The following is a 20306-nucleotide window of genomic DNA, read 5'->3' as shown; positions in this document are numbered from 1 at the left end:
AAGCTTGTAGAGGAACAGCTGCTGGAAAGCAAACGTTGGGCAACCCACCACATTCGTGGGCTGCCCAACACTTTAGCGCGGTGAACGGGCACCGGCCGGGTTTGCTCGTTCGGGACGATTAGGCGTCCAAGATGACCGAACGCGTCAGGTTGCGGGGCAGATCCGGGTTCATGCCCCGGGCGCGGGCCCGCTCAAGGGTGATGCGGTGGACGCGGGCCAGCTCGGCCAGCGGGTGGGTGTCGGTGTTGATGTAGATCGCACCGGTCTTGGCAACGTCGCGGTCAAGACCTTCGGGCTGCTCACCAAACATCCAGGTGACGCGGTTCGGTGCCGCAATGGAGATGGGGCCATGGCGGTATTCCTTGGCCGGGTAGGACTCGGTCCAGCCCTGAACTGCTTCGCGCATTTTCAAACCGGCCTCGTGGGCCAGGCCGACTGTCCAGCCAGTGCCAAGGAAGGTGAACTGCTCGGCGTCGATCAGCTCCTGCTCCACCGGGGCGGTCACAGCGGTCCGGGCGTCCTCAACGGCCACGCTGAGATCAATGCCGACGCTCGTGAGGAGGTAAGCCAGTGCGGTGGTGGCAAAGCGGGTCTGCACCACTGACTGCTCATCCGCATAGGGAAGCTCGACGACGGCATCGGCCAGGGCCATGATCGGAGACTCGATGTCGCCCACCAGGGCAACGGTGCGCACGCTGCCCTTGATGGCCGTCAGGATTTCCAGGACCTCGGTGGTGGTTCCGGAGCGGGTAATGGCAACCACTGCGTCATAACCGCGGTCCGCACCAAGGAAGGCCTCGGAGGCAGCAAATGCGTCGGTGACACCCTTACCAGCAGCTTCACGCGCTGTGGCGTAGCTCTGGGCCATGAACCAGGAGGTTCCGCAGCCGATGACGGCTACGCGCTGGCCGTCGGCGGGGAGCAGGTTTTCACTCTTTGCCTGCGCAATGGCCTGCGCCCAAACTTCAGGCTGGCTGGTGAGTTCAGCATCCATGAAGGGGCCAAGCTGGGTGATATCGCTCATGCTGCGCGTTCTCCTTTTAATGGGACGAAATAGGGGCTTTCTGGGGCCTCAGCGCCGCCGATTCCCGGCAGCTTGAAGCGTTTTCGTTAACTTAATCGTAACACATCATGATCATAAGTTGATTGAAAACGTCAACTTCAATCACTTGTCCTATCGGATGAAATCACAACATTTCTTCGGGAAACTTCACGTAAAGATTCCCGAAACACTCGTCACGTCGACGACGCACTGCTACGGTGTTATGGATAACAGTGATGCATACCACGTTGTGGGGGCTTCGCTCGGCTGGCCTCACAACTATCAGCTTCGTCCACTCAAGTGCGCAAAACGCCGCTTGAACCCGCACCAAAGATCTTCAAGGAGTTCTTGATGTCATTCACTCGACACCACCGCACGTGGTTGGGGATGGGGATCGCCGGAGCCGTCATGGCCGGCACCATCATCCCCCTCGCTGCGGCCGTTCCGGCCTTGGCCGCAGAGGGCACGGCGGTGATCACCTCCGGACAACTCGCCGTGGAAGTCTCCACCGCGTTCCCCCAAGCGTTGAAATACACCCTTGCCGATGGCGGGACACCCAAGACCATGACGGGCGCTACCGTTGTCGCGACAAAGATGCGCATCAACGGCGTCGATCAAGCCGTCAGCGTGACCTCCACGGTCAATGCCGATGGTGCCTCGATCGATTACACGATCAACGTCCCCGGCATGGATGGCATCAGCCTCAAGGCCAAGCTCTCGGTGGCGAAGAACGTGCTGACGTTCAACATCACCGAGATTAATGAATCCGGCGCGGATAAGGTCAATCGGGTCCAGATCATGGATCAAGACCTGGTCACCGTTTCCTCCGCTGAAGCCGGCGCGTCGGTGGCTACTGCCGTTGTCTCGACCGACCGGGCCATAACCGGAGACAAGATCACCCCCATCACGGCAGGGACGGCGGTTGACGCTGCGGCCCAGACATCCATGGTTGCCATCGCCAACAATGCCGGTCTTGCTGCTGGTTTTGAGAGCAATTCGTTGTACGACGGCGCATGGTCGTCGGCAGACAACGCACTCGCCGCCTCCGAGCGCGGGCGTTTCTGGCGGCAGGTCAAGGCCGACGGCGTCAACAAGAAGGTGGGCATCTCATCAGGTGCGTGGTTGTACCGCGCCAAGGATTCCACCGAGACCGAGCCGTTGCCCGAGGCCAAGGTCATCATCACCGGTGATGCAAATGCGGACGGCACCATCAACTGGCAAGACGGCGCCATCGCCTCTCGCGACATTCAATACAAGCCCAAGGGCTGGGAAGATGTGAAGAACCGCGTTGTTCAGAACATCCCCTTCAACTTCGCCAGCCAGGCCACCAACCCCTTCCTGCGGACCCTTGACGACGTCAAGCACACTGCACTTGCCACCGATGGTTTGGGCCAGTACTCGCTTCTGAAGGGATTCACCTCCGAAGGCCACGATTCTGCCAACACGGACTTTAGCGGCAACTGGAACGAACGCGCCGGCGGCATCAAGGACATGAACTCACTGCTGACGCAGGCCAAGGAATACGGCGCCACGTTCAGCGTTCATATGAATAACACCGAGGCGTATCCCGAGTCCAAGGCATTTAGCGACACCTTCATCAAGCAGCCGCCGGGCAAGGGCTGGAACTGGCTGGAGCAGTCCTACTACATCGACCAGCGCCGCGACGTTCTCTCCGGGGACCAGAACAATCGCATCAAGGGTCTGGACGATGCCGCCGATGACAATCTGACGGCTAACTACATTGACGTGTACTACGAGTCCGGCTGGGTTGGCGAGCGCCTGCAGCGCAACATCATGGACAACGGCTTCTCCGTTTCCTCCGAATTTGCCAACTCCATGGTCCGCAACAACACCTGGTCACACTGGGCCGTTGATGAAAAATACGGTGGAAGCACGCTCAAGGGGTGGAACTCGGAGATCATCCGCTTTGCCCAGAACACCCAACGCGATATCTGGAACCCGGATCCGCGCCTTGGCACCCAGCACATCATTGAATGGCAGGGTTGGACAGGACAGAACAACTACAACGCGTTCATGAAAAATGTGTGGGACAACAACGTCCCAGTGAAATTCCTGCAGCAGCAGGAAATCTCCACGTGGACCCCCGAGGCGATTACGCTCGGGAACAACCTGCGCGTGACGGGCACCTCTCTGGAGAATCGCATCATCACTCAGAAGGGCGTTGAGGTTCTCAAGGGCCACGACTATCTTCTGCCGTGGTCAAGCGAAGCAGTGCAGTTTGGCGAAACCGCCGCCAATGACACGGACAAGCAATCCAAGCTGTACAACTACAGCGCCGCTGGCGGTGCCCAAACGTGGACTCTGCTGCCCGAGTTCGCCAACCAGACAACTTTGAAGCTGTACGAGCTCACGGATCAGGGACGTACGTTCGTGAGTGACGTTGCCGTCACCGCCGGCAAAATCAACTTGACCCCGAAGGCAAACACCGCCTACGTCCTGGTGCCCACCACGGCACTGGCGACTACCCCGGCCGTCTCGGCTGTTGACACTGTCATCCCCAACGCCGATACCAACTGGGGTGCCAGCACGGGCATCAAGGATCCCGGATTCAATGCCGGGAACCTGACGGCATGGAGCCCTCAGGGAGCTGTGAGCCTTGCGCGCTCAGCCAAGGGACTCACCTCGGCCAAGCTCGGCGATGGCGCCTCAAGCATCACGCAAACTCTTGGCGCGCTAAACGCCGGCACATACTCCATCAGTGCGTGGGTTGAAATCGACCCCACTTTGGCGAGTGTGGAAAAGTTCCCGCGCGGTAAGCGTGAAACTACGCTTAGCGCCGCGGTCTCCGGCTCAGCTGCCGTGACAAACACGGTGAACTCCTCCACCTTGTTCAACACGGTGGCGGCAGACCAGAAGAACAGGACCTACGCCCAGCGCGTCAGTGTTTTGGTTGATGTGAAGGCCGACGGCGACAAGCCGGTCCTGACGATCTCCGCCGGAGCCGGCACTACTGCGGTGTTGGTGGACGACGTCCGCGTGGTCAAGACCGCAAAGGTGACGGCGTCCGACGTCGTAAGCGGCACAGCGCCCAGCGGCGTGGTCCTCGCGGAAGACTTTGAAAACGTCGACCAGGGCTGGGGACCGTTCGTCAAGGGCGACGCCGGCGGCATCACCGACCCGCGCACCCACCTGGCGCCGATCCACGCCCCCTTCACGCAGAAGGGCTGGAACGGCAAGGTCATGGACGATGTTCTCGACGGCACATTCTCCCTGCACGCCCACGAGGAAAACGGTGGTCTGGTGTACCGGACCACCACGGCCACCGTGCCGTTTACGGCTGGCCACGACTACGAAATCTCCTTCAACTACCAGTCCACCAAGGCTAATGAGTACTCCTGGGTGGGTGGTTATGACGGCTCTGCCGGAGCTGTTCAGACGCAATCGACCCCGTTCCCAGCTATGCACGAAACGACTCGCTGGGTGCAAAACTTCACGGCCTCGGCCTGTGGCGACAGCTACGTTGGGCTGTTGCGCACCGGTTCCACGGCCGCCGATCTGTCCTTGGACAACTTGTTGATCCGTGACCTGGGCGAATCCACAACAACCCCGGCCTGCGCGCAGCTTTCGCTGGCACAAACCGGACCCATCATTGAGCAGAACACCAACAATGAATTCACCTCAACCCTGGTCTCCAATGAGCCGGCCCCGGTGAACAACGCTGCGGTGACACTGGCGCTGCCGGAAGGCTGGACCGCTACCGCAACAACTCCTGCGACAGCAGCAACGCTGGCACCGGGAGCCAAGCTCGTGACGAAGTGGAATGTCTTTGCCCCGGCCTCGGCCGACGGCAGCTACAACGTCACGGCGGAATCGAAGTACACCACCACGGTTGACCCGATCGGCGAGCGCAAGGCGGAATCCACGCTGGGCGTCTACACCATGCCGCACCCGCCCGTGAAGGACAGCTATGCGTCCGACATGCAGTGGATCGGCACCCCCACCAATGGGTGGGGACCGGCCGAGAAGGATCTGACGAACGGTGAGCAGGGCGAGAAGGACGGCCCGGCCATCATGCTGGATGGCAAGGCCTACGCCAAGGGCTTGGGCGTGCACGCAGCGTCCAACGTCAAGTACTTTGTTGGCACACAATGCACCGCGTTCACGGCTGTCATCGGCATTGACGATTTCCAATCAACCAAGGGATCGGTCATCTTCAAGGTGCTCGGCGACGGCGTGGAATTGTTCAACTCGGGCGTGCTGACGGGTTCCTCACCGGCGACGCCCATCAATGTAGACCTGAAGGGTGCCAAGTATGTTGAGCTCGTCGTTGACCCCAACGGCAGTAACGGCAACGACTGGGCAGACTGGGCGGATGCCATGTTCCGCTGCTCCGATGAGTCCCCCGCACTGGCACTGACCCCCGTGGTCAACCCGGGCGGGCCGCTGGAACGCGGCCTGGACTTCAGCGTCACTGTTGGCGAGCTGACGGCCGGTTCGGAGGCCACGTTCTCACTCGGCACCGCCGAGCTCGGTAAAGCCACGGCCTCCGCTGAAGGCGTGGCCACCTTCGCCTCAACGGTTGCGGCCGACGCCGCCGTTGGTGCTGCAACCATCACGGTTGCTGGCACCGATATGAATGGCAAGGCGGCCACCGGCTCCGCGGCAGTCACCATTGTGGGCGATCTGCCCGCTGCTCCCACCGCGGACGTCTTTGCCAGCGATATGGAGTTTGTGGGCACACCCGCCAACGAGTGGGGTCCTGTTGAGCGCGACCAGAACAACGGCGAAAACGCCGAGGGCGACGGCGCACCCATCACCATCGACGGGAAGGTCTACGACAAGGGACTTGGCGTTCACGCCGATTCCAGTGTTGGCTTCTATCTGGGTGGGAAGTGCACCACATTCAGCGCCGTCGTCGGTATTGACGATGCCAAGCTGCCGAAGGCACACCGCGGCAACGTGGTGTTCACGGTTGTGGGCGATGGCAAGACGCTTGCCACCTCACCTCAGCTGACAGTCGACAGTGACGCCGTCACGCTTACCGCTGATGTGACTGGTGTCCGTTTCATCGATCTGAACGCTGCCAAGGTGGCAGTGGCCGGGCTGAACGGTGACGAGTGGGCCGACTGGGCCGATGCCAAGTTCAGCTGCGCCGACGAGACGCCTGCCTTGGTGCTGGCACCGACAGTCGAGGGCGGCAACGCCGTCGAGCAGGGGTCAAGCTACACAGTGACAGTTGCGGACCTGCAGGCCGGTTCTCCAGCTACCTTGCAGCTGGTCGACGGCGGGGAACTCACCGCCGTTGCCAACGCTGAAGGCGTGGCAACGTTCACCTTGGTGGTCCCGGAGAATGCAACGGTGGGTGCAGCTGCACTGACAGCCACCGGCACCGACAAGTTCGGCAAGGCTGCCACCGGCACCACCATCATCTCGGTGACGGCTAAGCCGGTTGAACCTTCCGAGCCGGGATTCACCCCGGAAGCGGCGAACCTGAAGTCACTGAAGAAGGACACCCAGGTTGATCTTGGCCTGGGCTCCGCGGAGTTCAAGCGCGGACCCTCCGAGGTGACGCTGACCAACCTTGCCGCCGGCGAGTGGTTCTACGTCTATCTCAACAGCGACGGACTCGGCTGGCACCAGGCACTGCCGGACGGCACCATCGAGGTCAATACGCCGGAGAGCACCCGCCCCGGCGACAACAAGGTGGTCCTGTTCAACGAGGCTGGCAGCCTCCACGGATGGGCAGCCCTCAAGGTCACCGGCCCGCCGGTGAAGTAGCACCCGCAGTTCCAAACAACCGGCCCCATCCGTGTGCAACCGCACGGGTGGGGCCGGCTTTTTAACACGTGGTTACGGTTGGCTTGAGCCCGGCCATATCCAGCTGTCAGACTACTCAGATGACGATCCCGCTAAGGCTTATTGCTATCAGCCCCGAGTCCTTCCCTGCATGGCGCGAACGAAGCCGTAGCGAGTATGAGTCCGATCTTGTCGCGACAGGAGAATCCGCACAGTCGGCACGGCAACGCGCCGAAGCAAGCCTTGCCGAGGCCTTTCCGCAAGACGTGCCAACACCGGACAATGCTGTGTTTGATGTGGCGGACGAGAGCGGGACAATCGTCGGGTACCTCTGGGTTGGCACAGACACCTCAGGAGATAGCCAATCGTGGTGGGTCTGGGACATCGTCATCAACCCGGATCAACGCGGCAAGGGCCTGGGCAGGGCAACCATGCTCAAGGCCGAGGAGTATGCACGCTCCCAAGGAGCCGTAACGTTGGGGCTCAGCGTCTTCGGCTTCAACAAGGCCGCCCGAGGTCTCTACGACTCCTTGGGGTATGAGACCGTCACCGTAAAAATGCGCAAGAAACTCTAAGCAGTTTGAGTTACCGCATTTCCGCGTGCATGCGGATCTGAAGCTCAGACTCCGGAGAGTCGTTCGGGTCCATGCCGAACAACCACGTCAGCCCCTTCAGCCCTCGGGAGTCACGCCCTACAAGTGCGACCGCTATCAGTGTCTCCGCGGAAGCCTCTTGCTGCGCCCACTGGAGAACCTCACCAAACGTGGCATCGGAAACATCGAAGGTCGTGACCGCGAGGTCAGCTCCCTGAGCAAAGTACACCCTGAAAACGGAGTCGTGTTGCTCCCAGGTACTGTCGCGTTCGTCTACTTCCTCGATATTCATAGTGACCATCTTAGGGACAGCACCGCCAACTACACCTTTCGTTGGCCCGCCCGCCACACCGCAGCCGTCAACGGAATCCCCGGACGGTAGGCCAAATGGGTCGCCGAGGGGGCCTTGAGTAAATGCAGGTCCGCCCGGTGCCCAACAGCGATGGAGCCAACGGCCCGCTGACCATCAACATCGGCCCCGGACTCGCGGCCCAGGGCCAGCGCTCCCCCAAAAGTCGCCGCCCGCACGGCCTCGTCAACACTGAGCCCCATCTGCAGGACAGCGGTCGTCACGCAGAACGCCATGGAGGAGGTGTACGACGTTCCCGGATTGCAGTTCGACGCCATGGCAATCTGCACCCCCGCATCCAATAGCTGGCGTGCCGGGGCCAACGGCGCACGGGTGGACAGATCACAGGCCGGCAGCACCGTGGCGACCGTCCCACGAACCCCAGCACCGCGCCCTGCATTAGCAGCCGCATCCCAACCGGACCATGACTGCCCAAGGTTCGCAACGTCGTCGTCCGTTAGAAAATTGACGTGGTCAACACTTGCCGCACCAAACTCCACCGCGAGCGCAACGCCGTCGCCGTGGCCCAACTGATTCCCATGAACCCGCAGGCCCAACCCGGCCTCGCGGCACGCCGTCAGCACCCGCCGGCTCTGCTCAGGAGTGAACGCGCCGCGCTCGCAGAAGACGTCGGCCCAGCTCACGTAGGGGCGGACCGCCTCGAGCATCTCGGTGCACACGAGCTCGGTATACGCATCGGCGTCTACCCCCTCCGGCACCAGGTGCGCGCCGAGGTAGGTGACCTCGTCGGCTACGGTGGAGGCGATCCGGGCGCTGCGGCGTTCATGTTCAACGTCCAGACCATAGCCGGTTTTCGTCTCCAAATAGGTGGTCCCCTGCGAGACCGCCTCGGCGACGCGGCCCATGCCCAGCCGGGTGAGGTCATAGTCGCTAGCGGCGCGGGTGGCATTGACGGAGACGGCGATTCCGCCTGCACTGTAACTTTCGCCGGCCATACGCGCCTCGAATTCGGCTGTGCGGTCCCCTGCGAAGATCAGGTGCGTGTGGGAATCCACCCAGCCCGGCAGCACGGCCCGCCCCTGCGCGTCGGTGACGGTGTCGGCGGCCGGCGCGTGCACGGCGTCGCCAATCCAGGCGATCCGCTCCCCCTCGAGCACCACGGCCGCATTCCGCCGGGTGCCATGCTCGCGGTCCTGGGTCATCAATTCACCGATGTTGGTGATCAGTTCGCTCATGTCCCTAGCGTACGACGCCGGATGGCTGGCTTGTGCGCCCCCGCGACGGCTTGAGTCTGGGATGGCGGACACCTGACGCCATCCCGGCTTGCGGCGGCGGAGCGGTACCCCGGACAATTGACTTCATGACCTTTGTTTCCCTCTTGGCCTTTGCCGGACTGTGCCTCATGTTGGCTCTCATTCCCGGGCCGGACACCTTCATGGTGCTGCGCATTTCCCTCAACCGAGTGGGTGCGGGCATTTCTGCGGCAGCCGGTTCCGGCACGGGCGCACTGGTGTGGGCGGCTCTGGTGGGGCTGGGCTTGGCAGCCATTCTGGAACAGTCGGCAGAGGTTTTCCGCTGGATCAAAATTGCCGGTGGTTTGTACCTCCTATATCTGGGTGTCTCCTCCTTCATCAAGGCCCGCAAAGCCGCTAAGGCCGGGATCACGGCAGGCGAAGATGCTAACCAGCCGTTGGCGTACAGCAAGCGCGCCGGATATGCCGCCGGACTTGTCTCGACCATCTTGAACCCCAAGGTTGGCCTCTTTTACCTAGCTGTGGTGCCGCAGTTCATTCCGCATGGCGTCAATACGCTGGCCACGGCGATGGTGCTGGGCCTGACGCTGGCAGTGATTGGATTCCTGTACCTAGCAACCATCGCCATCGTGGCGTACAAGGCCATGAAGTGGCTGCGTAAGCCCAAGGTCAACACGTTGATCGAACGCATCAGCAGCGGCATCCTTGCCGTTCTCGGCGTGGGTGTCATGGCCTCCGGAGCTACAAGCTAACTGCTCCTTCGCTTTCTGCGTACCGTTGTTCTCGAACGGGGCGCAGACGTGGGGAAAACGCGCCCCGTCACCGGAAGCCCGCGTGACTGCATAGACTTGTGGCATCGAATCCGGCGGCGTAGAGAGAGCCCATGTCTAGTTGTTGCAGTCCCGGCCCGTCCGAACACCACGACCACGGCCCCGAATCACCCCAGACGTTCACACTCAGCGTCCCCCCTCGCTACGCCGCCACCGCTGTCCACACCGAGGTAACCATCTCGGCCGGCACCTTCGCTATGGGTGATCCTTTCGACGAGGGCTACCCGAACGACGGCGAAACGCCCGTGCATCCCGTGGAGCTCTCCGCCTTCAGTATCGACACCACCGCCGTCAGCAATGCCGCTTTTGCCGCGTTCGTTGACGCCACCGGATATCGCACCGAGTCAGAGCTGTATGGCACCTCGGCCGTGTTCCACCTTGCAGTCCAAGCTGACAAGGCGGACATCCTCGGCACGGCCTCCGGCACTCCCTGGTGGCTCAACGTGCGCGGCGCCGATTGGGCTCATCCGGCCGGGCCGCTTTCACACTGGCAGGACATCCCCGACCACCCCGTCACGCAGGTCTCCCATAGCGACGCGCTGGCGTATTGCGCCTGGTCCGGGCGTGCGCTTCCCACGGAAGCGCAGTGGGAGTACGCGGCCCGCGGCGGTCTGGAACAGGCCCGCTACCCATGGGGGAACGAACTCCACGGCGCGGGTTCCGACGGCGCACTGCTGCACAATTGCAATATTTGGCAGGGCACCTTCCCCTCCGAAAATACCTGCGACGACGGATTCCTCACCACCGCCCCCGTGAACAGCTTCGAGCCCAACGGCTTTGGCCTGTATCAAACGAGCGGGAATGTCTGGGAGTGGTGTGCCGACTGGTTCCTACCCAAGTACTACAAGAGCTGCCTCGCCAAAGGCACCGTCACAGATCCGCCCGGCCCCACGATCGGCCGTGGCAGGGTCATGCGCGGCGGCTCGTACCTATGCCACGACTCCTACTGCAACCGCTACCGTCTGGCCGCCCGCAGCTCCAACTCCCCCGAATCTGCCAGCGGCAACTTGGGATTCAGGACCGTTTCGGTGACAGCGTAAGGACCGTCGCGTCGTCGGCCACCTCGCCGATCTCTGCTTGTTTCACGCGCAGCTCATGCATCAGCCCGAGCGCGTCGAGGGTGGTGCTCGTGCGGGCCAGAAATTCCTCCGGCCCGCTGACAATTCCAAGGTCGACGGCGCGCCAAGCCCCGTCGCTGGCCATCACCATGAGCTCGGGCTGGCTCAGCTGCACCACGTGGGCGTGATCCGCGGCGTCGAGTTCTCGCCGGGCCACCCACAAGTTGCCGGGGGTGTTGCGTAATTCGCGATCACGGATGAGAAGCGCGCGGCGCTCGGCAGCATCAACGGTCCGACGTGAGGCCTCCAGATCGACCCGCGCGTCGGCGTCGCCTGCCCGCACGAGGTGGGTGACGCCGTCGGACGTTCTGACCACCACCGTGCAGTCAGCAAGACTCGCGACCTCCACGCCGTCGCTGTTGAGCTGAGCCACCGATATCGCCGCACTGGGAAAGCGGACGCGCTCCTCTCCGACGAGTGGCACCGCAATCTGGTCGATGGCAGACAACGCGCCCGCCAGCAAGGAACGGACACCGGCCCGGCTGGCGTCAGTAGGGCCCTCGGCCAAAATGACGGTGAGCTGCTGGGCCAACCACTGCGGGTTCGAGGCGGCCGGCAGCTCGAGCGGCTCCAGCAAAGAGGTGGCGCCGTCGATCACCCAAGCGTTGGGGCCGTTGAAGCCACACGAGTCTTCCGTGACGTGGGCGTCGCCCTCAAATTGCACGCGTGCGCGGATGTCCCAGCTAAAAGTCATGCTTTTATCCTGCCACGTGCAGACGCCGCTATGAGTCTGCGTAGCCCGCCGCGTTAAACCCCGCGGGCGGCGACGAAGGCGCTCACGCAGGCCTCGACGTCGTCAGTGCTGTGGGCGGCGGAGAGCTGTACGCGGATACGGGCGGCACCGCGCGGGACTACAGGGAAGCTGAACGCGGTGACAAAAACGCCGTGCTCCAGCATCGCATCAGCTACGCGGGCGGCCTCGACGGCGTCGCCGAACATGACAGGGACAATGGCGTGCTCGCCGGGGAGCAACTCGAAGCCCTCCTCGCTCATGCGACGGCGGAACAGTGCGGCGTTCGCAAAGAGCTTCGTGCGGAGTTCCGCGGAACCGGCCACGAGTTCCAGGGCCTTGAGCGTTGCTGCCACGATGGCGGGTGCCAGCGAGTTGGAGAACAGGTAGGGCCGGGCCTTCTGGCGCAGCATAGCGACGATCTCGCCGCGGCCGGAGACGTAGCCGCCCGATGCGCCGCCGAGTGCCTTGCCGAAGGTGCCCGTGTAGATGTCGACGCGCTCCGAGACACCGGCGTGTTCCGGAGTTCCGGCTCCCGTGGCGCCCATGAAGCCGACGGCGTGGGAGTCATCGACCATGACGAGGGCGTCGTACTTGTCGGCCAGATCGCAGATGGCTGCCAGCGGGGCGAGGAAGCCGTCCATGGAGAACACGCCATCGGTGACGATGATGGTGCGGCGGGCGCCGGCACCATCATTCAGTGCGGCGGCGGCCTGCAGCTGGGTCTCCAGATCGGCCATGTCCTGGTTGGCATAGCGGAAGCGGGCGGCCTTGGACAGGCGGATGCCGTCGATGATGGAGGCGTGGTTCAGCGCATCGGAAATGATGGCGTCTTGGGCCCCGAAGAGTGATTCAAAGACGCCACCGTTGGCATCGAAACAGGACGAGAACAGAATGGTGTCCTCGGTGCCGAGGAATGTCGAGACGGCCGCCTCGAGTTCCAGGTGCAGGTCCTGGGTGCCGCAGATGAAGCGGACGCTGGCCATGCCGAAGCCGTGGCTGTCCATGGCGTTCTTGGCCGCGCCGATGATGTCCGCGTGGTCTGCCAGGCCCAAGTAGTTGTTGGCGCAAAAGTTCAGCACGGGTGCGGTGGCGCCGTCCAACGGGCCGGCCGTGACGTGGCTGGACTGGGCGGAGGTGATCTGGCGTTCGGTCTTGAACAACCCGGCGGTGCGGATCTCGGTCAGCTCGGCGGCGAGCTGGTCTTTCATGGAGGTGTACATGGGACTCCTTGGAGTGAGGTGAGGGAAGTGGGAGGAGGTACGACGGCGGGAGGTGGGGTCCCGCCGTCGTGCGCGGAATTGCCGGCGTGGAAAACTAGGAGAAAACGGACCAGTCAAGGACCACTTTGCCACCCCGACCGGAGCGGGCGATCTCGAAGGCCTGCTCCCATTCGGTGGCGGGAAGGACGTCCGTGACAACCGAGGCGACGGCGGCGCGCAGGACCGGGTTGGAGGAGAGCATGGCGGACATGGCGTACCAGGTTTCAAACATTTCGCGGCCGTAAATGCCCTTGAGCGTGAGCATGTGGGTGACGACCTTGCCCCAGTTGATGTCGATGGACTCGCTGGGGAGCCCGAGCATGGCGATGCGGCCGCCGTGGTTCATGTTGTCGATCATCTCGGGCAGCGCGGTGGGGTGGCCGGACATTTCCATGCCGATGTCGAAGCCCTCGCACATGCCTAGCTCCAGTTGAGCATCCTTGAGTCGTGTGGTGGCGACGTTGACGGCGAGGTCCGCGCCCATCGCGGCGGCCATGGCCAGGCGGGGTTCGGAAACATCGGTGATGGCAATCTTGCGGGCACCGGCATGGCGGGCAACGGCCACGGCCATCAGCCCGATCGGGCCAGCGCCGGTGACGAGGACGTCCTCGCCGACCAGGCCAAAGCTCAGTGCCGTGTGGACAGCGTTGCCCAGCGGGTCAAAGATGGCGCCGAGTTCCGGGGTGATGGACGAGTCCTTGTGCACCCAGACGTTGGACTCGGGGATGACAACGTATTCGGCAAACGCTCCATCGCGCTGCACTCCAACGGAGATGGTGTTGATGCACATGTGGCGTCGGCCAGCGCGGCAGTTGCGGCACATTCCGCACACCACGTGGCCCTCGCCGGAGACCTTGTCGCCTACCTTGACGTCGCGGACGTCAGCGCCGACCTCCACCACCTCGCCGTAGAATTCATGCCCTGCGATGAGCGGGGCGTTGATGGTCTCCGCGGCCCACGCATCCCAGGCCTGGATGTGCAGATCGGTGCCGCAGAGGCCCGTGGTGTGCACCTTGATCTTTACGTCCCGCACGCCCGTTTCCGGTTCGGGACGGTCAACGAGCTCGAATCCGGCGTGGGGACCGGACTTGTACAGTGCTTTCATAAACGCGCGCCTTCGGGGTCAAGAAACTCATGTTCGGTTGTGTGCTGAATCCATTACAGCGTCCGAAACCAGTTAGCACAATGAGAATTTTCAACATCATCGATTAAGTAATTGCTAAATGGTAATGTGTTGACGTGGAAATTCATCAACTTCAAATGCTGCGAGATCTCGGCGAGCTCGGCAGCGTCAAGGCCGTCGCCGACGCCCTGTCCGTCACGCCGTCGGCGGTCTCGCAGCAAATCTCCCTGCTCCAGCGCCAGGTCGGCACGCCGCTGACCCGCAAAGAGGGGCGCAATCTGGTGCTCACGGAGGCCGGGAAGGTGCTGGCCGACGCCGGCGCGGGTGTCATCAGCGCCATGGCCACCGCGAAAGCGGCGATCGGCGGCTACCAGCAGGACGCCGGCGGAATTGTCAGTGTCAGCGGTTTCCACAGCGCCGGGCAGGCCCTGTTCGCGCCCTTGGTTCGCAGGATGGCCGACGGCGGATCTCCCGGAACCGCCGCCGCGGCGTCTGTCCCGCGGGTCAGGCTCAGCGACGAAGACGTGGCCCAGCACGATTTTCCGGCGCTGACTGCCCGCTACGATCTGGTGCTGGCGCACCGCATGGATCACAGTCCGGCCTGGCCGGACTCCCGCGTCAGGGTCATCCCACTCGCCCACGAACCGCTGGATATCGCGGTTGCCGCTGATCATCCGCTGGCAGCTCTTCCCGAGCTATCACCGGAGGACGTGGTGGCCTACCCGTGGGTGGCCAGCCGCAGCGGCTACTCCCCCGCGGATGTGCTGACAGCGATCGGGGCGGTTGCCAGTCGGCCCGTGGACGTGGTGCACCGCATCAACGATTACTCCGCAGCCGCGGCACTGGTTTCCACGGGCGACGTCATCGGGCTACTGCCGCGCTATACCTCCGGTCACGCCCTAGATGCCGGTGTGGTGCTTCGACCGCTGACCGGCATCAGCACGCGGCGGCGAATTGATTTACTCGCCCGGCCCGAGACACTCAAACGAGCCTCGGTCATGCTGGTGGCGCAGGCGCTGGCGGACATCATGGCCGAGCTGACTGCCACCTGATTCCAACCCTCGCTCAGATCCGGGGCACTACCAGCCAACGCTCGCTCTGCATAGGGAGCGAGCGTTGGGAAAAAACGCCCCGGATGTGATCGAGCGTCGGGTTAGCGGCGAGCGTCGGGTTAGCGGCGGGGTTGGCCGGCGTTGAAGTACTCGACCCATTCCGCCGGAAGCGCCGGGATATCCAAGGCGCCGCCACCGCTGCGCAACGATTGCGCCGCCACAACACCTGCGGCCACGGCTTCACGCGCCGCAATGGGAGAGGTCTCGGTCATGCCGCCGTCCCGGGCAAAGCGGAGGAACTCGGCAATGAGCAGCGGATCGGCACCGCCGTGGCCGCCGTCGCCGTCGCGGATTTCAATGTCCAGATCCGGTGTCACAAAGCCGTTCTGAGAGCGGCTGGTCCACACCTTGATGGAATCACCGGGACCATCGCCGAAGTTTTCCATCCGGCCCTTGGTACCAATGACCATGTAGTTGCGCCAGTAATCCGGCGTGAAATGGCATTGCTGGTATGACGCCAAGGCGCCGTTGTCCAGCACCATCTGCATCATGGAAATGTCTTCCACATCGATGACGGGGTTCAGGTCCGTTTGCTCCGCGGGCGGCCAGTTGTCGAGGGAGAACCAGTCCCCCATCCGGCGATCGCTATTGTCGCGACGGCTGGCCACGTCACCGTAGACTGCCAGATCACCTATAGCGGAAACCTTCTTGGTGTACCCACCAGCCAACCAGTGGATCACATCGATGTCATGAGCGCCCTTTTGCAACAGCAGGCTCGTGGTGTTCGCCCGCTCGGCGTGCCAATCCTTGAAGTAGTAGTCGCCGCCATTGCCAACAAAGTGACGGCACCAGATGGCCTTGACCTCGCCGATGGTTCCGGCCTGGATCAGCTCACGCATCTGGACCACCACGGGCATGTGGCGCATATTGTGGCCAACATAGAGCCTGGTGCCCGTCTCAAACGCCGCACCTAGGATCGAATCGGCGGCTTCCACGGTGACATCTAGGGGCTTTTCACAAAACGTGGGAATGCCCGCTCGCAACGTCTGCACAGCAATCTCTGCGTGTCGGTTGTCGGGTGTCAGCACCAGTACGGCGTCGAGCCCGGCCCCCAAGAGTTCCTCAATCGAGTCGGTAACGACGGCGGTCGGGATCCGTTCGGCGGCGTCGGCCCGGCCGCGTTCGGAGGTATCACAGACCATGACCACTTCCGAGCCTTGGCCGGGCTTGTGCACGTGTCGCCAGAGCGAGGCGCGCAAGCCAAACCCCACGAGTCCGACGCGCATGTCTTTGATGTCCGGAGCATCGTCCGGGCCTGCTTCCAATAAATCTGTCACAGTATGTCTTTTCTCTTTAAGTTCTTGAAAAATTGAGGAATCTAAGGGGTAAGTGGCGCGGATTCACGCACGAACAGTTGCCAGGGGAACTCCAAAACACGATGTGGCGCGGCACCGTCGGTGGCCCTGTGCACCAGGAATTCGGCGAGTCGGTTGAAAAAATCAACGGGTCCCACGCTGCTGAGCGACGGCGCCATGGCCTCACCTTGGAGGGTATTTCCGACGCCAATCACGGCCACATCATCCGGGACAGCCAATCGCATCCGCTGGGCTGCGTTGATCGCCGCCATCGCCACAAAGTCCGAGGTGGCAAAGATGGCCGTTGGCGGGTCGGGCTGTTGCAACAGCGACACGGCAGCCTCATAAGCACTCACCTCATCGCCGTCGAACGTGGCTATCAGGTCCTCCCGAAAAGGGAGGCCCGCCCGCCGGAGTCCCGCCAGATAGGCTCCATACCGTGTTGGATTTGGTACCTGCAGGCTGTTTCGGGAGGTCAGGCACGCCACTTTTGTGTGGGTCGCCGTCAGGTGATCCATGGCTGCATCCATGCTGGTTCCTGCCACCGAGCGGATCACGTCAAAGCCGTTGGGTTCCAGCGTCTCGCTGAACACCACCAGGTTGTTGCTGCGGCCCAATTCGGTTAGGAGCTCGGCGTCGCCCTCATTAGCGGCAGCATCGATGAAGATCACGTCGGCGCTTTGGCGCTTAATTGCGGTCCGCCAATCCGTATCGGCAAGAATCATCGGTGTGATGCCCGCACTCGCGACGGCGGCGCCAACAGCCTTGCTGACCGACAGTGACCACGGATCCGAAAGCATGGTTAGCGACAACATCATCAGATTTGACTTGCCCGTGCGAATGGTTCGGGCTGCCTGATTTGGCCGGTAACCAACCTTGCTGGCGGCGGCGTGGACACGTTCGGCGGTGGCCGCGGAGATCCCGGAGCCGTTGCTTCTGGTGCGTCCGGCCAGAACGTATGAAACGGTGGCCGTGGATACGCCCGCTTCAGCTGCCACGGTCTTGATGGTGGGCCGAATCATGCTGTTGCTCTCCTGGATTAGTACCGGTTGCTGCCGAATTATTATGTTGTTGCCTCTAACTTATGGCCGCCGTCGCGTTGGGAGGCCGGGGTGACCGACACACCGGACAATGTGTCGGTCACCCCTAGTACGGTTTGGTGCTACTTTGAGGATTTTTGTTGCGTAAATACCGGGGCGTCCGGGTTCAGATCCGCTTGGTACTCAGCGCGGATCTTATCGCCACCTTCGGACTTCCAGCGCTTAAGAACATCGGCGTGTTCAGAGACCTTGGCACGGCCCGTGATGATGTCAACGGTCTTGTCGCGGACGATCTTGGTGATCTTCGGTCCTACCTTGGCATTGGTGTCGGAGTAGGAGCCGTTGGTGGGGTTGCGCCAAGCAAATTCCAGCAGCTTCTTCTCCGTCTCGTACACGTAGTTCGTCACCTGTGGGAACCCGGGGGTGAAGTTCACGCGTTCCGGTGCCGTCATGATGTTCAGTGCGCTGACCACGCCCGGCAAATTCTTCAATCCGTCCGCGTTCAAGATCGGGTTGCCATCCGCATCGAACTCATAGTCCTTGCCTTCAACACCGTAGTTCTTGAGCAGGTATTCCTCGGTGCCGAACGGCGCCGAGAGCCAGTTGACCAAGGCAAGCTGTTCCTTGATGCGCTTGTCGTCCGTCTTCTTAAACGCTGTGTAGCCCACGGTGCCGTAGCCCATGTTGTAGCTGGGCTTCAGGGTTCCATCGAAGCTGAAGGGAACAAGAATTTCCATGTCAGCATTGGCGTCCAATGCGCGGAAGCTGCCCACGTCACGGGGTCCGGAGATAACCATGGCGCCCAAGGAGCCGTTGACGATCCTCGTCTTGGCATTGGTCATATTGACGTCCGGGTAGAACGCGCCGGCGGCAAAAAGCTTGGCAGCGAATTCGAGGCCGGTTAGGTACGCTTCGGTCTCATACAGGTGCGTCAGGCTGCGGTCCGCGTTGACTGCCCAGCCGTTCGGCGCGCCGAGGCACTGCGTGATGATGTTCAGGACGTTGACGTACGCCGGCTCCAGCGCATATTGCTGCTTGGCGGGGTTGCTGAGCTCCTTGACCTTGTCGAAGAATTCATCGGCGTCCTTGGCGCCCAATCCGTCCACCTTGGCCCAAGTTGCCTTGTTGCCAAGCATGACCTGACCAAAGGGTGTGCTGGGGATGGGTGCACCCCAAATCTTGCCATTGACGACGGCGGTACGCCAGGAATCGGGCTTAAGGGCGGCAAGGTTGGGGTACTCAAGCACGGCGTCGCCGGACAGATAAGGAGTCAGGTCTTGGAACTTGGCTTCCAGCATGGGGCCAACATTGGGCAGCCCCTGGTTTGGCGGAATCCACATCAGGTCCGGAAGCGTGTCACCGGCGAGGATAGTGGCAAATTTGGCCGGGTAGCCATCGCCTGTATCCTCAACGATCTGCATGTTGAATTCGCCGCCCAATGCGGAGTTCAACCGCTGCCAGAAGGGATTGTCGGGCATGGCAGGGGCCATGATTTCAAAGGTCTCGGACAGGACGCTGACGGGACCGGTCAGCGGTTTACCCTGGGTGGAGGCTACCGGCTTGGGCATGTTGATGAAGCCAGCCTCCAGACCCTCGGCATTTCCGGGAAGGTCCGCAACAACGGCGGTGAATTCCTTATAGGTGGGCAAGGTGACCGATTTCGATGCCTCGGCGCCGCCGTCGTTCGATCCAGCACCGCCACCACAGGCGGACAGTGTGCCGGTCAGGGCCACCGCGGCGACCGAAATGCCGGCCAGTCCTAGGAAGTTACGTCGTGAAACCCCAACAGTATCGATAGAACGCTTCATGCTATTCCTCTTTCTCTAACCTTGAGTCTTTGAATCTTTGTCTTGCAAACGTGTGAACTGACTAGCCTTTGATGGCGCCTGTGATGACACCCTTTGTGAAGTGCTTTTGCAGGAACGGGTAAACGATGAGGATGGGCAGCAGTGCCACTACCACGACGGCCATTTGCATCGATTGCGGTGGCGGTGTGGATGTCACCCCGATGGCGTCGGCCATGGATCCGCCCTGAACAACGTAGTTACGCAGAATCAGCTGGACCGGATACAGGGTTTGGTCGTTGATGTAGAGCATGGCGTTGAAGAACGCGTTCCAGAATCCCACCGCGTAGAACAGTCCCACTACCGCAATGACCGCCTTGGATAGCGGCAGGACAACCTTGCGCAGGATCATGAAGTCGCTGGCACCGTCGATCCGGGCAGCCTCAATCAATTCGGCAGGGATGTTCATGAAGAAGGAGCGCATCACCACAAAGTTGAAGGCCGCAAAGGTGCCCGGCAGGATCAGTGACCAGATGGTGTTCAAGAGGCCCAGTTGCTTGACCATCAGAAACATGGGAATCAGCCCGGGTGCGAACAACAAGGTGAACAAGACCAGCAACAGCACTGGGCGGCCCAACAGGACCGGACGGCTCGTGGCGTACGCCATCGTGATGGTGATGAACAACGCCATGAAGGTACCCACAGCTGTGATGAACGCGCTGACGCCCAGCGCCCGGAACATGAAGTCTCCGCTGAAGATGGCCTGGTAGGCGGCAAAGGTGGGGTGGGTTGGCCAGAGGACGAATCCGCCGGCTGCTATCAATTGCTCATCGTCGGCCAGCGAGGTGGAGACCACCAGGAGCAGCGGAATGACAATGGAGAGGCTGATGCCACCAATGATCACAGCCTTGATGGCGTTGTAGATCGGTGAGGCGGGCTCTTTCCAGGCGGGCCGGCCCGGGTTGAAGCTGAGCTGCTTGTCGCGGCGTTTGGCGGCGCGGAGGCCAGAAATAGTTGCCGTCATGGTTGTCTCCTTATGCGATGCGGTGTGTGCCGA

General features: G+C 62.1%; 15 protein-coding genes. 5 read left to right on the top strand and 10 right to left on the bottom strand.

The window, feature by feature from the left end:
* Positions 1 to 118: 118 nt before the first annotated feature.
* Positions 119 to 1024 carry an SIS domain-containing protein gene (locus ACP7B9_RS10870; protein ID WP_425863269.1) on the bottom strand — a complete coding sequence of 302 codons (906 nt, stop codon included), beginning with the start codon at positions 1022 to 1024 and terminating at the stop codon, positions 119 to 121.
* Positions 1025 to 1393: 369 nt separating this feature from the next.
* On the opposite strand from ACP7B9_RS10870, the gene ACP7B9_RS10865 reads away from it, so the two are divergent.
* Together ACP7B9_RS10865 and ACP7B9_RS10860 are read left to right on the top strand one after the other, a co-directional pair.
* The gene (locus ACP7B9_RS10865; protein ID WP_425863267.1) at positions 1394 to 6781 is read left to right on the top strand and encodes an endo-alpha-N-acetylgalactosaminidase family protein; all 5388 of its coding nucleotides are present in this window, start codon (positions 1394 to 1396) and stop codon (positions 6779 to 6781) included.
* A 119-nt stretch (positions 6782 to 6900) separates the two neighbouring features.
* Positions 6901 to 7374 (top strand): GNAT family N-acetyltransferase, encoded by a 474-nt coding sequence (locus tag ACP7B9_RS10860; protein WP_425863265.1) that lies wholly within the window; start codon positions 6901 to 6903, stop codon positions 7372 to 7374.
* Between the two features lie 10 nt (positions 7375 to 7384).
* Here the strand turns inward: ACP7B9_RS10860 and ACP7B9_RS10855 are convergent, their stop codons facing one another.
* Both ACP7B9_RS10855 and hutI read right to left on the bottom strand, forming a co-directional pair.
* A complete protein-coding gene (locus tag ACP7B9_RS10855) occupies positions 7385 to 7684 on the bottom strand; it encodes a hypothetical protein (RefSeq protein WP_425863263.1) in 300 nt (99 codons plus the stop codon).
* 29 nt (positions 7685 to 7713) lie between these two features.
* On the bottom strand, positions 7714 to 8937 hold the full coding sequence (hutI, locus tag ACP7B9_RS10850) for an imidazolonepropionase (protein WP_425863261.1): 1224 nt from the start codon (positions 8935 to 8937) through the stop codon (positions 7714 to 7716).
* 125 nt (positions 8938 to 9062) lie between these two features.
* Between hutI and ACP7B9_RS10845 the strand changes: the two genes are divergently transcribed.
* Positions 9063 to 9707 (top strand): LysE family translocator, encoded by a 645-nt coding sequence (locus ACP7B9_RS10845; RefSeq protein ID WP_425863259.1) that lies wholly within the window; start codon positions 9063 to 9065, stop codon positions 9705 to 9707.
* Between the two features lie 131 nt (positions 9708 to 9838).
* Complete coding sequence (locus tag ACP7B9_RS10840; protein ID WP_425863257.1) at positions 9839 to 10825, top strand: formylglycine-generating enzyme family protein; 987 nt, start codon at positions 9839 to 9841, stop codon at positions 10823 to 10825.
* On the opposite strand, the gene ACP7B9_RS10835 is transcribed toward ACP7B9_RS10840, so the two are convergent.
* The 3 genes from ACP7B9_RS10835 to tdh form a co-directional block, all read right to left on the bottom strand.
* Positions 10800 to 11597 (bottom strand): hypothetical protein, encoded by a 798-nt coding sequence (locus ACP7B9_RS10835; protein WP_425863255.1) that lies wholly within the window; start codon positions 11595 to 11597, stop codon positions 10800 to 10802. The two genes, ACP7B9_RS10840 and ACP7B9_RS10835, sit on opposite strands and share 26 nt — an antisense overlap.
* A gap of 53 nt (positions 11598 to 11650) precedes the next feature.
* Positions 11651 to 12856, bottom strand: a complete 1206-nt coding sequence (locus tag ACP7B9_RS10830) for a glycine C-acetyltransferase (protein WP_425863254.1) — start codon at positions 12854 to 12856, stop codon at positions 11651 to 11653.
* A 94-nt stretch (positions 12857 to 12950) separates the two neighbouring features.
* On the bottom strand, positions 12951 to 14000 hold the full coding sequence (tdh, locus tag ACP7B9_RS10825; RefSeq protein ID WP_425863252.1) for an L-threonine 3-dehydrogenase: 1050 nt from the start codon (positions 13998 to 14000) through the stop codon (positions 12951 to 12953).
* 134 nt (positions 14001 to 14134) lie between these two features.
* On the opposite strand from tdh, the gene ACP7B9_RS10820 reads away from it, so the two are divergent.
* Complete coding sequence (locus ACP7B9_RS10820; protein WP_425863250.1) at positions 14135 to 15070, top strand: LysR family transcriptional regulator; 936 nt, start codon at positions 14135 to 14137, stop codon at positions 15068 to 15070.
* Positions 15071 to 15189: 119 nt separating this feature from the next.
* Here ACP7B9_RS10820 and ACP7B9_RS10815 read toward each other — a convergent pair whose 3' ends face one another.
* The 4 genes from ACP7B9_RS10815 to ACP7B9_RS10800 all read right to left on the bottom strand — a co-directional run bounded on the left by ACP7B9_RS10815 (position 15190) and on the right by ACP7B9_RS10800 (position 20273).
* Positions 15190 to 16356, bottom strand: coding sequence for a Gfo/Idh/MocA family protein (locus ACP7B9_RS10815; RefSeq protein ID WP_425863557.1), 1167 nt, complete (start codon positions 16354 to 16356; stop codon positions 15190 to 15192).
* Positions 16357 to 16448: 92 nt separating this feature from the next.
* The gene (locus ACP7B9_RS10810) at positions 16449 to 17447 is read right to left on the bottom strand and encodes a LacI family DNA-binding transcriptional regulator (protein WP_425863248.1); all 999 of its coding nucleotides are present in this window, start codon (positions 17445 to 17447) and stop codon (positions 16449 to 16451) included.
* A gap of 140 nt (positions 17448 to 17587) precedes the next feature.
* The gene (locus ACP7B9_RS10805) at positions 17588 to 19273 is read right to left on the bottom strand and encodes a sugar ABC transporter substrate-binding protein (RefSeq protein ID WP_425863246.1); all 1686 of its coding nucleotides are present in this window, start codon (positions 19271 to 19273) and stop codon (positions 17588 to 17590) included.
* A gap of 61 nt (positions 19274 to 19334) precedes the next feature.
* Entirely contained in the window at positions 19335 to 20273 is a 939-nt protein-coding gene (locus ACP7B9_RS10800) for a carbohydrate ABC transporter permease (protein WP_425863244.1), read from the bottom strand.
* Positions 20274 to 20306: the final 33 nt, after the last annotated feature.

Origin of the sequence: Arthrobacter sp. TWP1-1 (assembly GCF_049897845.1) — a bacterium.
Taxonomy (GTDB): Bacteria; Actinomycetota; Actinomycetes; order Actinomycetales; family Micrococcaceae; genus Specibacter.
The sequence above is the reverse complement of the archived record's forward strand: the minus strand, read 5'-3'. Positions and strand labels throughout refer to the sequence as shown.

What these genes read in the sequence shown, in the direction of transcription:
- tdh (WP_425863252.1), bottom strand. Translation starts at nt 14,000, where the DNA reads ATGAAAGCACTGTACAAGTCCGGTCCCCACGCCGGATTCGAGCTCGTT.
- ACP7B9_RS10810 (WP_425863248.1), bottom strand. Translation starts at nt 17,447, where the DNA reads ATGATTCGGCCCACCATCAAGACCGTGGCAGCTGAAGCGGGCGTATCC.
- ACP7B9_RS10865 (WP_425863267.1), top strand. Translation starts at nt 1,394, where the DNA reads ATGTCATTCACTCGACACCACCGCACGTGGTTGGGGATGGGGATCGCC.
- ACP7B9_RS10855 (WP_425863263.1), bottom strand. Translation starts at nt 7,684, where the DNA reads ATGAATATCGAGGAAGTAGACGAACGCGACAGTACCTGGGAGCAACAC.
- ACP7B9_RS10800 (WP_425863244.1), bottom strand. Translation starts at nt 20,273, where the DNA reads ATGACGGCAACTATTTCTGGCCTCCGCGCCGCCAAACGCCGCGACAAG.
- ACP7B9_RS10840 (WP_425863257.1), top strand. Translation starts at nt 9,839, where the DNA reads ATGTCTAGTTGTTGCAGTCCCGGCCCGTCCGAACACCACGACCACGGC.
- ACP7B9_RS10870 (WP_425863269.1), bottom strand. Translation starts at nt 1,024, where the DNA reads ATGAGCGATATCACCCAGCTTGGCCCCTTCATGGATGCTGAACTCACC.
- ACP7B9_RS10860 (WP_425863265.1), top strand. Translation starts at nt 6,901, where the DNA reads ATGACGATCCCGCTAAGGCTTATTGCTATCAGCCCCGAGTCCTTCCCT.
- ACP7B9_RS10845 (WP_425863259.1), top strand. Translation starts at nt 9,063, where the DNA reads ATGACCTTTGTTTCCCTCTTGGCCTTTGCCGGACTGTGCCTCATGTTG.
- ACP7B9_RS10830 (WP_425863254.1), bottom strand. Translation starts at nt 12,856, where the DNA reads ATGTACACCTCCATGAAAGACCAGCTCGCCGCCGAGCTGACCGAGATC.
- ACP7B9_RS10805 (WP_425863246.1), bottom strand. Translation starts at nt 19,273, where the DNA reads ATGAAGCGTTCTATCGATACTGTTGGGGTTTCACGACGTAACTTCCTA.
- hutI (WP_425863261.1), bottom strand. Translation starts at nt 8,937, where the DNA reads ATGAGCGAACTGATCACCAACATCGGTGAATTGATGACCCAGGACCGC.
- ACP7B9_RS10815 (WP_425863557.1), bottom strand. Translation starts at nt 16,356, where the DNA reads ATGCGCGTCGGACTCGTGGGGTTTGGCTTGCGCGCCTCGCTCTGGCGA.
- ACP7B9_RS10835 (WP_425863255.1), bottom strand. Translation starts at nt 11,597, where the DNA reads ATGACTTTTAGCTGGGACATCCGCGCACGCGTGCAATTTGAGGGCGAC.